The organism is Chryseobacterium sp. HMWF035, assembly GCF_003094695.1.
Taxonomy (GTDB): domain Bacteria; phylum Bacteroidota; class Bacteroidia; order Flavobacteriales; family Weeksellaceae; genus Chryseobacterium; species Chryseobacterium gambrini.
Genome location: NZ_QEHP01000020.1, coordinates 22,678 through 34,919, shown reverse-complemented (window position 1 = coordinate 34,919; position 12,242 = coordinate 22,678). Strand labels below are relative to the sequence as shown.

Below are 12,242 nucleotides of genomic sequence, written 5' to 3'. Positions count from 1 at the left end.
AATTGAAATATCAGAAACAGGATCCTGAAAAATAAGGCGACTGCAGAAATAACGTGGTATGTATGTGGTATTTATTATTATGTAAAATTTTAATCATTTTTTCTTTCTTTGTCTTTGGTTAAAATCTTAATCGTTGTTTTTACGATATTATTTTAAGCATAAATACAGTAAGTAAAGAAAAAAGTAAGCAACAGGATGTTATTGAAACAGTAAGAATTATTCAAGACTTAAAAACACCTCAAAAAATTGGCTTCATCGGACAAAACTGAGGTAAGAGAACGAAGAGATTTATGCTGAAGCTTGTCGGAAAAGCATCAGAAATTAGAAGAGATGAGAAAAATTATGAAAAACGAAAAAACTGAATTCAATTTAGAAGATTTAAACCAAAAGATTTTTGTACAGGACGAAATTTTAGCATTAGCAAAAGAAAATTCTCCTCGTCTGCTGAATAAATTCAGATTGGTAGAGCCGGATTTTTTCAGCAGGTTATCTGCAATCCAGCCCGACCTTAAAAATTCAGAGCTTATATTTTGTATTTATTTAAAGCTTAATTTAACCACGAAGGAAATTGCAACCTACACGTTTGTAACTCCAAAGGCAATACAGAATCGGAAAAACAGACTTCGGAAAAAACTCAACATTGCTTCCGATCTGGATATTTATAAATGGTTTAATGATCTTTAAACCATTTTTTTTCAAAATTCTAACACGGCTTTCTCCAGATCATGGTACAGTAAAACTTTCCAATGATTTTCAACAGCTTCTTTTTCCCATCTTATTCTTAAATTCATCGCTCTTTTTCCGTCGAAATCGCTTTTGTAAGCAAGATGATATTTGAGGTAAGACTGTTGCGGAAGATTGTCTGCGCCGTAAAAAACCGTTTCATTGCTTTCTCTAATCCAGAATACCTGCATAAACGGAGTATGACCGCCGACAACTTCAAAGAAGATTTCGTCCGTAATATTTCCTCTGTCTTCATCCATCCAGACAATATTTTCGAGCTCGATCAGTTTTTCGAGGGTATCAAAATCAAAAGAATAATTTCCCCGGTTTTCCATGGCAAAAGCCAGTTCCCGTTTCTGGATATAGATTTCGGCATTCGGAAAAGCAGGCTTAAATCCATTTTCAGTTCTGGTAATCGTTGTTTCGATATGGTCTTTGTGAAGATGAGACAGCAAAACTTTGGTAATCTGATCAGGATGAATATTTTCCTTTTCCAGAATTTCTGAAATCACCGGTTTTCCTTCTTCATTTTTCCATCCGATTCCTGCATCCAGAAGAATACTATCTTTTTCTGTAACAACTAAAAAAGGAATAACAGACATTCTGATTCCTTTTATTGTGTCTTTATTTTCTTCAGTTAAAAGGCTAAAATCTTTTGTCTTATTGGTAGAAAAATTTCCTTCTTTTAATGGTATAATTTTCATGGTGCAAATTTCTTTATTATTTGTAAAATGAAAAAATATTTCCATCAATACCTTTCATTACCAAAACCGATAAATACAGGGGACTTTTTAGCGGTAAATTAAGTATTTTTGTACCGCTGTTTTTAATCACAAAATAAACCGGAGAAAAAGAATTTAAAAATAAAAGTGATTATCTGTAATTTTAAATCATTGTGTTCTTTCCTGAGTGAATAGTTTATGCTGAATTTGTCGAAACACCTCTGTGAACTTAAAAACGAATAGCTGTTAAAAAAATCTTCGAGCACTTTGCGTTAAAAACAGTATGATTAATAAAGGATAATCAATAAAAAGAATATAAATTTTAATTTACTGAAAATGAAAGTAGAAATCTGGTCGGATGTGATGTGTCCGTTCTGTTATATAGGAAAAAACAATTTTGAAAAAGCACTGGAAAATCTGCCTTTTAAAGATCAGGTAGAAGTGGAGTGGAAAAGTTTTCAGTTAGATCCGACTTTAGACCCGAAAGAAACAAAGACAACTTCAGAATATTTTAAAGAAAAGAAAGGTTTCCCCGAAGCTCAGGCGCAGCAGATGATCGCGCAGGTAAAACAGATGGGAAGCGGAGCCGGAATTGATTTTAATTTTGAAAAAGCATTAATTACCAATACATTTTCTGCCCATAAACTGTTGCATTTAGCTAAAAAATACAATAAGGCAAACGAAATGGAAGAAGCTCTTTTCATCGCTCATTTTGTAGATGGTAAAAATGTAGGAGATGTAGAAACACTGGTTAATCTTGCCGCTTCTTTGGGGATTGATCAGGAAGAAGCTCAGAAAGTTTTAGCTTCCGAAGAATATCATCAAGAAATCAACAGAGACATTACAGAAGCGAGAAACAATGGCGTTTCCGGCGTTCCGTTTTTTGTACTGAACGGAAAATATGCGGTTTCCGGAGCGCAGCCTGTGGAACTTTTTGCCAGTGCATTGCAGCAGACTTACGACGAAACGGTAACTCCGTTAAAAAATCTTTCGGATAACGGAGCTTCGTGTGATGCAGACGGTTGTGAAATTTAAGCTTAATTAAATGATAAAAATAAACGACGAACTTCAGTTTTCTATTGAAGATACTCTTTTTGTTTTTGCTTTGGATTCTGAAGCAGGAAAAGTATTTAATGATAAAAATAAACTGATTACTGGCATCGGAAAAGTAAATGCAGCGATGGAATTAACGAAAGAAATCTACCGTAACCGTCCAAAACTGATCGTTAATCTGGGTTCTGCAGGAAGCAAAAGTTTTCACAAGGGAGATGTTGTATGCTGTACAAAATTCATCCAGCGCGATATGGATGTGAGAGGACTTGGTTTCAGCTTGTACGAAACCCCGCTTTCAGGAATTCCGCCGGTTCTGGAATACGGATTGAAAAGACACGATCTTCCGGAAGGAATCTGCGGAAGCGGCGACAGTTTCGAGATGAACCATTCGGAAACGGTGTATAATATTGTGGATATGGAAGCTTATCCATTGGCTTTGATCTCGATGAAGGAAGAAATTCCTTTCCTGTGCCTGAAATATATTTCCGATGATGCAGGAAGCGATGCCGCAGACGATTGGGCGGTTCAGGTTCATCTGGCTTCGGAAGCGTTTAATAAAATTCTGTTTTCGTAAAAAATGGAGGCAATTATCATTAAAAAAGCTTCTCTCAGTGATCTTGAAAGCATTCAGAAAATAGGAAAAGAGACATTTTATGAAACTTTTGCACCTCATAACTCAGAAGAGCAGATTCAGAAGTATCTTACCGAAAGTTTTGCGGAAGAAAAACTGACAAAAGAATTAAATAACTCTTATTCTGAATTTTATATCGCTTATGATGGAGAAAATGCAGTAGGTTATCTGAAAATTAATTTTGGAAATGCACAAACCGAACTTCAAGACGAATCGTCTGTGGAAATTGAAAGAATTTATGTGAAAAGTTCGCATCACGGTAAAAAAGTCGGACAGCTTTTGTACAGCAAAGCTCTGGATATTGCCGTTTCACACCACAAAAAATACATTTGGCTGGGAGTTTGGGAAGAAAATAAACGTGCCGTCAATTTCTACAAAAAGAATGGTTTTGAAGAATTTGACAAGCATATTTTCCGTTTGGGAAATGATGAACAGACTGATCTGATGATGATGAAAATTTTAAACTGATTTTATTTAAATTTTCTCCTAAATCTCATAAATTTCAGCATCAGTAAATACATAGAATCTTCCTTTTTTAGGGAGATTTTTTGTGTCTAAACCTGTGAATTCACTGAAAGCGGGAAGCAACAATTGATTTTCTGTCACCACAAAACAAGGGAGTTTGATTTTCTTTACCACAGAATTAATGACAAATCCTGGATGAATGTGTCCCGTAATCTGAAATTTTTCATTCTTTTTCTGAAAATCGTGGACGAATAAAAAATCATCAATATTTAAGGTTTCGTCCCTGAAATTAAGGCAAAGTTTGGATTCTAATTTTTTCGAAATTCTGTCGTGATTGCCTTCTACGAGATGGAATTCAAGATTCGGAAATTCATTTTTCCATTCGCAGAATTTGTCTACTCCCGAATTGTCTCCCGCGTGAAGCAAATCGCCGACAACAATAAATTTTTCCGGCTGAAAATATTCGATTAAAACGGATAATCGCTGCAGATCATTTTCAAAAATATGATCGGAAAGCGCAATTCCGTTTTTGCGGAAATGGGCTGTTTTTCCAATGTGAAGATCCGATAAGATCAAGGCTTTTTCTTTTTTCCAGAATAATGCTCTCTGATTGGTTAATGTAAAGACTTCGTCCTGAATATGGATATTTTTTGTTACTATTTTCATCTGATATAAAAACGTTAGCATTGCAATTGTCATTCTGACGAAGGAAGAATCTCAAATTTAAAATAGATTCTTCACTACACTTCTGAACTGCGTTCGTAGACTTTCTGTCTATGTTCTGAATGATACAACGCCGTAAAATTCATAATTGACTTATTGACAATTAGCTCTATTTTCCTTTTTTAGCCTGCTGAATCAGTTTCTGAATTCTCGCATCCAGTCCTTCACTGGAAAGCGTCTGTCGCAAACTGTCCACTTTTATCGGGAAACTCAGCGGGGTAAAAGTATTGGCAAATTTCAGGATTATTTTTGATTTTTCAATCCGTTTAAAGGCTTCCACCAATCGCTGTTCCTGCAATTGCGCATTAAAAACTTCTGTATAAGCCTGTCTTACAAGGAAATGATTCGGATCGTAATCTTCGAGAACTTTGAAAATTAATCCTGCCGAACTTTGCAGAGATTTGTTAGAACGCTGTTTTCCTGCATAATTCTGGATCACCATTCCCGAAATGACCGCAATGTCACGGAATTTTCTTCTTGCCATTTCTGCTGAATTGATGCTGGAAATTACATCCGTCATCAGATTTTCCCTGCTCAGAATTTTATGGAGATTTTCATCATTCAGCGGAATTTCTTTATCGCTGAACAGTTCAAAACCATAATCATTCATCGCCATTGAAAAGGAAATGGGAGCCAATTTGGAGATTCTGTAGGCAATTAAAGCCGACATCACCTCGTGAACAAGCCGACCTTCAAACGGATACATAAACAGATGATATCCCTCACGGTTTTTAATAAGTTCTACCAGAAATTCATCATTTTTCGGGATATGAGAACGTTCTTCCTGATTCATCAGCAAAGGATGCAGAAATTTCAGTTCCTTTTCTGAAGCTTTCGGATTAAGCGCTCCGGATAACTTTTCTCTTAAAAACTGACCTAAATTTGAGCTTAAAGGCAGTCTTCCTCCCAGATAACTCGGTGCAAAAGCTTTTCCTTTGGCAGCGCGGACAAAAACCGTCATATCTTTAATCATCGCGACTTCCAAAACTCTTCCTGCCAAAATAAATTTTTCGTCTTTTTTAAGTTTTGAAATGAAATATTCTTCCACCATTCCGATATAACCGCCGGAAATGAATTTCACTTTCAGCATCGCATCGCTTACGATAACGCCCATATTCATCCGGTGAAGCATGGCAATTTTTCGGGACGTAACTTTATAAAGACCGTCTTCCTGAATCACAATTTTATGAAATTCTTCATAGCTTTTCAGTACACTTCCGCCGATGGTAAGAAAATCGAGAATGCTTTTCCATTCTTCGTCCGTCATTTCCTGAAAAGCATATACTTTTTTAATTCTTTTGTAAACTTCCTGCGGATAAAATCCGTCACCGACCGCCAAAGTCATTAAAAACTGAACCAAAACATCAAAACACAGAATCTGCGGATCTCTCGGCTCAATCACTTTCTGCTTTACGGCTTCCTTTAAAGCGGCAACTTCAATCAGTTCCAAGGAATGCGTCGGAACACAGTAAATTTTTGAAGTTTCGAAAGGGGAGTGACCGCTTCGTCCTGCCCGCTGTAAAAATCTCGCAACACCTTTTGCAGAGCCAATCTGAATAACGGTATCGACCGGCTTAAAATCAATTCCCAAATCCAGAGAAGAGGTTGAAACGACGGCTTTTAACTTTCCGGAACTTAGATTTTCCTCGATCCAGATTCTCAAATGAGCATCAATCGAACTGTGATGAATGGCAATCTGTCCTGCAAAATCGGGATAAGCCTGAAGCAACAACTGATACCACATTTCACTCTGGCTTCGGGTATTTGTAAAAACAATGGTAGATTTCGATTCTAAAATGATGGGAACAATTTTATCGGCTAATTTTGCGCCTAAATGTCCCGCCCACGGAAGAATTTCCACTTCATCCGGAAAAACGGGGAGAATATCAATCTTTTTCTGTTCTTTAGCGGTAATTTTTGTTTTTTTAATGTCATACGGAATTAAAACATCTATGGCTTCATCTAGATTTCCGATAGTTGCCGTAATTCCCCAGATTTTCATTTTGGGAACATATTTTGTGAGCTGGGAAATGCCCAATTCCACCATTACGCCACGTTTTGAACCGAGCAATTCGTGCCATTCGTCGACAACGATGGTTTTTAATTCCTTAAAAAAACGTTCGTGATTTTTCTGTCCGAGAAGAAGATGTAAACTTTCAGGTGTTACCACAAGAATTTCAGGCATATTTTTTACCTGTTGCTGCCGTACTTTCGGATCTGTATCGCCGTTTCTTACGCCAACAGACCAATCCAATCCGATTTCATCAATAGCTTCCTGCATTGCTTTGGCGATGTCTTTTGACAGTGATCGGAGCGGCGTAATCCAGATCATTTTTAAGCCTTTTCCATATTTTTCAGGATGGTTTAAAAAATGGGTTAACAATGCTAAGAAAACAGAAAATGTTTTTCCGAAACCGGTCGGTGCAATTACCATTCCGCTGTAGCCGTTCTCAAATTTCTGCCACGTATCGACCTGAAATTTGAAAGGGGAATTGCCTTTGTCCGCCATCCACTGCTGAATGACTTTGAAGCCGTTGGTATTTTCGAAGTTGCTCAAATTTTAAATGATGTTTTTGTTTTAACGCAATGAGCGCAAAGATTTTTTGATTCTAATTCTTTATATTTTCGTTCGCGAAGGCACTTCGTTCAGCAAATGATAGCACAAAACGCCCTTGCGCACGAAATATGCTTTCAAATAAAAATCTTGCGACCTTAGCGTTTATAATTACTGTATCAATTTTTTTATTTCTTCCAAATCATCAATTTTATCTACCGTTTTATCCTTTCGCCATCCACTGCTGAACGACTTTGAAGCCGTTGGTATTTTCGAAGTTGCTCAAATTTTAAATGATGTTTTTGTTTTAACGCAATGAGCGCAAAGATTTTTTGATTTTTAATTCTTTATATTTCTGTTCGCGAAGGCACTTCGTTCAGCAAATGATAGTACAAGTCGTAGCTGAGTGAAACGCCTTTCAAAGTTTTAAATAAAAACCTTGCGATCTTAGCGTTTATAATTACTGTATTAATTTTTTGATTTCTTCCAGATCATCAATTTCATCCACTGTTTTATCCTTTTTAACGCAATGAGCGCAAAGATTTTTTGATTTCTAATTCTTTATATTTTCGTTCGCGAAGGCACTTCGTTCAGCAAATGACAGCACAATTCTTGGCTGAGTGAAACGCCCTTGCGAACAAAATATATTTTTCAAAGTTTTAAATAAAAACCCTGCGACCTTAGCGTTTATAATTACTGTATCAATTTCTTAATCTCTTCCAGATCATCAATTTCATTCACTGTTTTATCCTTTTTAACGCAATGAGCGCGAAGATTTTTTTGATTTCTAATTCTTTATATTTTCGTTCGCGAAGGCACTTCGTTCAGCAAATGATATCGCAAGTCGTGGATGAATGAAACGCCCTTGCGAACGAAAAATATTTTCAAAGTTTTAAATAAAAACCTTGCGACCTTAGCGTTTATAATTACTGTATTAATTTTTTTATTTCTTCAAGATCATCAATCTCATCTACCGTTTTATCTTTCCGCCATCGTAAAATTCTCGGGAAACGCAGCGCTACACCACTTTTATGACGGTTGCTGAAACCGATTCCTTCAAAAGCAATTTCAAAAACCAATTCAGCTTTCACCGTTCGAACGGGACCGAATTTTTCAATGGCATTTTTATTCACAAATTTACTGACTTCCATAATTTCTTTATCCGTTAATCCGGAATACGCTTTGGCGATAGTGACCAGTTTATCCTCGTTTTTTACGGCAAAAGTGTAGTCGGTATAATAAGCGCTTCGTCTTCCGCTTCCTTTTTGGGCATAAATCAGAACCGCATCAATGGTTAAAGGACTGATTTTCCATTTCCACCAATCGCCTTTTTTTCTTCCGGAATGATAAGGTGAATTTTTCTGTTTCAGCATTAAACCTTCACTGTTGATGTCTCTGGAATTTTCCCTGATCTGGTTTAATTCTTCCCAGTTTTCAAATTCTATTGATTCCGAAATTTTGATGTTTTCAGGATTTTCATTCAATAATAATTCTTCCAGCATGGCACGTCTTGCAGAGATGGGCTTTTCACGCAAATCGTTCCCTTCCAGTTCTAAAAAATCATAGGCAAAAACCTGAATCGGAATTTCGGAAAGCATTTTCTTGGTCAATGTCTTTCGATTGAGACGTTTTTGTAATTCGTTAAAATTTAAAACTTTATCGTCTTTCACCGCGAGAATTTCCCCGTCAATTACGAAATTTCCGTTCATTTGCTGAACGGTTTCTGCAATTTCGGGAAACTGTTCCGTTACCAGTTCTTCTCCTCTTGACCAGATAAAAACTTCATCATTCCGCTTGATAATCTGTCCGCGGATTCCGTCCCATTTGTATTCAATCAGCCATTCATCGGGTTTCCCGAGTTCTTCCAAATCTTTCTCCAATGGATAAGCCAGACAAAAAGGATAGGGTTTTGAATTATCCGGATTCACATTTTCAGCCGAAATCAATTCCTGAAATGAAGCTTCTGTCGGTTGCCATTTTCCCATTAAACTGTGCATCAATGCGCTGGATTCCTGTCCGGAAAATTTCGTCAGAGCATTAATTAATGTTTTATCTGAAACCCCGATTCTGAAACTTCCACCCAATAATTTATTGAAAATCAGTCGTTCCGTATAATCCAAGCCATTCCACGAATTCAGGACAAATTCTTTTTTTTCAGCGTCGGTTTTTGTTTTTAAGTTGATGATATCATTCATCCAATCCGACAAAGAACGTTCAATTTTTTCAGTTGGCGGTGGAAGAATCAGGGAAATGGTTTCGCCTAAATCTCCGACTGAAGAATAGCTTTCCTGAAACAGCCAGAACGGTAATTCTGTAATTTCCAAAGCCCATTCTTTCATATAGTTGGTGTTCACATTCCGCTTGGGTCTTTTGCCTGTAAACAAAGCGATGAACCAGACTTTATCTTCATCAGGCGCACGTTCCAGGTAATCAATGATAGCATCGATTTTTGCATTGGTCTTATTGGTGCTTTCGAGAGCATTGATCAGTTCTGCGAAATGTTTCATAAATTTTAATTGGCGTTTTTTAAACGTATGTTAACAATTTTTTGGGCAGCTTAATCCGTCTTCCATTCCCGCTTTTTTGTTCCGCTTTGCTCCACAAAAAGAGCTCCGTTCAAGCCGGGCTGCGTGCAATTCGGCGTTAATTATGATGGGCTATTAACAGGTCGCTCCTACGGAGCTCCGCCTTAGCATTTTGTTTTTTCTATTAACAGTACGCTCCTACGGAGCTTTCCTGCATCGCTATAATTATTAGTCTTTAATAATTTCTTTCTCTTTTTCTTCATCATCATCGCCGTAAAGCGTTTCCACCACATCAGATTTAATCCCGATTTCATTCAAATATTTAGAAAAAACTTCGGTTTGACCGTGCGTGACGTGAACGATTTCAGCTTCAGTGGCTTTTATAGCCTGTAACAAACCTTTCCAGTCGGCGTGATCGCTCATCGGAAAACCTGCATCGGCACTCCGCCATCGTCTTGCACCGCGAACCTGCATCCATCCGGAACAAATTGCTGTTGCGGCATCCGGAATTTTTTTGATGACATTGGAATCCAACAAAGCGGGCGGAACAATTACAATATCTCCTGCAACGTGCTTGATACTTTCCTTGAAATCGGGAATTTCATAATCAGGGAGTACGATTCCGACTTCTTCAAAGGCTTTATTCAGTTTTCCGATCGAGTAGTGGACGTGGATTTTTCCCATTCCTTCAACCGCCTTCATTACGCGTTGTGCTTTTCCCAAAGAATAACCGATGAAAACAGAGGTTTTTTGATTTTCCTGATTTCTGAGTACCCAGTTCTGGAGTTTTTTATTCAGATCCGGAACTTCCAGCCAGTTGTAAATAGGCAATCCGAAAGTACTTTCGGTAACGAATTCATTGCATCTTACCAGTTCGAAAGGGGTACTTAATCCATCATCCTGAACTTTATAATCTCCTGAAACAACGCTTACATAGCCTTTATATTCCAGTCGGATCTGCGCGGAGCCGATGATATGACCGGCAGGATGTAGTGAAACTTTTACGCCGTTAATATTGATGACTTCGCCATATTCCACGCTCTGAACTTCAAGATCTTCGCTGATTCTCTTGTGCAGAATAGGTTTGGTAAAATGATGACACAAGTATTTCTTCATTCCCCAACGTGCGTGATCGGCGTGTCCGTGCGTAATGACTGCCAAATCAACCGGTCGCCAAGGATCAATATAAAATTTTCCCTGCGGACAATAAATGCCTTTATTTGTGAATGTGATAAGTTTCAATGGTGCAATTTTGTTATTTTTTACATTCAAAAATCTAACCAATATATTTAAAAATCTTTAATGTAGCATCTTTTTCACATGATCCGTTACTATTTCAACCGATTTTTCCATTTCTGTGGTATTAAGGTTTCCAAATCCTAAACGCATGGCGGTTAGATTTTTATTCTGATAAAGTAAGGTTTTAGGAATAAATAAATTGTTTTGCGCACAGTTTTTAGAAAGCTGCATTAAATTGATGGGAATTTGCCATTCTGCCCAGACCGCAAGTCCGCCCGATGGTTTTTCGAATTGTATATAATTTTCTAAACTTTCCTGAATCAGATGAATAAAATAATCTCTTCTTTCCTGATAAATTTTTAATGATTTTTTCAGATATCGGTTAATTTCTCCTTCGGTAATCATTTCTCCTAAAACGTGCTCCATTAAAATATCACCCTGTCTGTCGATAATTCCCAAATGTTTCCTCATTTCAGACATCAGATTTTCGGGAGCGACAATAAATCCTGTCCGAAAACCGGGAGCCAGAGATTTCCCGAAAGAACCGATGTAGATAACCATTCCGTTCGTATCTGCGCTTGCAAGCGGAAGAAGCGGACTTTTGTCGTAATGAAAATCGTAATCGTAATCATCTTCCAGAATAATAAAGCCAAATTCATTCGCAAGATTCAGCAGCTCTAATCTGCGCTGTGCGCTCAACGTAACAGTTGTAGGATAATGATGATGCGGCGTAAGATACAGCATTCTCACCTTGTATTGCTGACAAATTTTCCTTACTTCTTCTGTGTTGATTCCGTCATTGTCAATGGTGACTGATTTTATTTTCACTTCTGCTTTTTGAAAAATCATGTTCACCGAGAAATAGCTCAGTTCTGCAACTAAAACAATATCCCCTTCGGATAAAAGAATTTCCGAAGCAATATAAATGCTCATTTCTGTGCTTCTTGTAATGAGAAGGTTATTTTTAGAAATAGGCAATCCTCTGGATAAATTTAAATATTTTGAAAGATTTTCTTTAAAAAATTCACTTCCATCCTGATTGTACTGTCCGATTTTATGCGCCTTTCTTTTCAAAATAGAACTGTAAATTCTGGAATGCTGGTCGATCTGAGTTAAGCGGATGTCGGGAATTCCGTCATTAAAAATATATTCACAATTGGAATATTCAAAAGGATTATCTAAAATATTTGATGTTTTGAAGGTAAATCCTGTTGATTTGGGATAATTTTCGAGCTGAATTTTTTGTAAATTTTTCGATTCCAAAAACTGATACTGGTCTTTTCCGATGATAAAGGTTCCTTTGTTGGGAAGACTTTCCACCCATCCCTGAGAAAACAGCTCTTCGTAGACAGAAACAATGGTATTTCTGTGAACATTCAGCATTTCGCTTAACACTCTTGTTCCCGGAAGTTTGGTTCCGAATGGTAAAAAACCACGTTGAATGGCATTAATAAGCTGATTGGAAATCTGCATGTAAATAGAAACTTCGGAATTTCTATTGATTTTAATGAAGCTCTGATAAGGAATTTTAACCGGACTATCCATAATCTTAAAACTGGCACCATGTAACCATCCGGCAATATACTACTTTTGAACCAAAACAAAAA

The 12,242-nt window shown here is 37.2% G+C and carries 10 protein-coding genes; 4 read left to right on the top strand and 6 right to left on the bottom strand.

Going from position 1 to position 12,242, the window contains the following annotated elements; genetic code table 11:
• The first annotated feature begins 342 nt into the window (after positions 1 to 342).
• Positions 343 to 684 carry a helix-turn-helix transcriptional regulator gene (locus DD829_RS03870; protein ID WP_123906798.1) on the top strand — a complete coding sequence of 114 codons (342 nt, stop codon included), beginning with the start codon at positions 343 to 345 and terminating at the stop codon, positions 682 to 684.
• Between the two features lie 11 nt (positions 685 to 695).
• On the opposite strand, the gene DD829_RS03865 is transcribed toward DD829_RS03870, so the two are convergent.
• Positions 696 to 1,427: an MBL fold metallo-hydrolase gene (locus DD829_RS03865; RefSeq protein WP_108411411.1), complete on the bottom strand. Its 732-nt coding sequence runs from the start codon at positions 1,425 to 1,427 to the stop codon at positions 696 to 698.
• 354 nt (positions 1,428 to 1,781) lie between these two features.
• On the opposite strand from DD829_RS03865, the gene DD829_RS03860 reads away from it, so the two are divergent.
• Genes DD829_RS03860 through DD829_RS03850 form a run of 3 tightly spaced genes read left to right on the top strand, consistent with a single transcriptional unit; the run spans position 1,782 to position 3,597 of the window.
• On the top strand, positions 1,782 to 2,480 hold the full coding sequence (locus tag DD829_RS03860) for a DsbA family oxidoreductase (protein ID WP_116547542.1): 699 nt from the start codon (positions 1,782 to 1,784) through the stop codon (positions 2,478 to 2,480).
• A gap of 10 nt (positions 2,481 to 2,490) precedes the next feature.
• Positions 2,491 to 3,072: a nucleosidase gene (locus tag DD829_RS03855; RefSeq protein ID WP_108410949.1), complete on the top strand. Its 582-nt coding sequence runs from the start codon at positions 2,491 to 2,493 to the stop codon at positions 3,070 to 3,072.
• 3 nt (positions 3,073 to 3,075) lie between these two features.
• Entirely contained in the window at positions 3,076 to 3,597 is a 522-nt protein-coding gene (locus tag DD829_RS03850; protein WP_108410948.1) for a GNAT family N-acetyltransferase, read from the top strand.
• A gap of 18 nt (positions 3,598 to 3,615) precedes the next feature.
• Here DD829_RS03850 and pdeM read toward each other — a convergent pair whose 3' ends face one another.
• The 5 genes from pdeM to DD829_RS03825 form a co-directional block, all read right to left on the bottom strand.
• Entirely contained in the window at positions 3,616 to 4,260 is a 645-nt protein-coding gene (gene pdeM, locus DD829_RS03845; protein ID WP_108410951.1) for a ligase-associated DNA damage response endonuclease PdeM, read from the bottom strand.
• A gap of 166 nt (positions 4,261 to 4,426) precedes the next feature.
• Entirely contained in the window at positions 4,427 to 6,874 is a 2,448-nt protein-coding gene (locus DD829_RS03840; RefSeq protein WP_108410947.1) for a ligase-associated DNA damage response DEXH box helicase, read from the bottom strand.
• Positions 6,875 to 7,797: 923 nt separating this feature from the next.
• Positions 7,798 to 9,378: an ATP-dependent DNA ligase gene (locus tag DD829_RS03835; protein WP_116547541.1), complete on the bottom strand. Its 1,581-nt coding sequence runs from the start codon at positions 9,376 to 9,378 to the stop codon at positions 7,798 to 7,800.
• A gap of 246 nt (positions 9,379 to 9,624) precedes the next feature.
• Positions 9,625 to 10,638: a ligase-associated DNA damage response exonuclease gene (locus DD829_RS03830; RefSeq protein ID WP_108410950.1), complete on the bottom strand. Its 1,014-nt coding sequence runs from the start codon at positions 10,636 to 10,638 to the stop codon at positions 9,625 to 9,627.
• Between the two features lie 57 nt (positions 10,639 to 10,695).
• Positions 10,696 to 12,180, bottom strand: coding sequence for a PLP-dependent aminotransferase family protein (locus tag DD829_RS03825; RefSeq protein ID WP_116547540.1), 1,485 nt, complete (start codon positions 12,178 to 12,180; stop codon positions 10,696 to 10,698).
• Between the last annotated feature and the right edge of the window lie 62 nt (positions 12,181 to 12,242).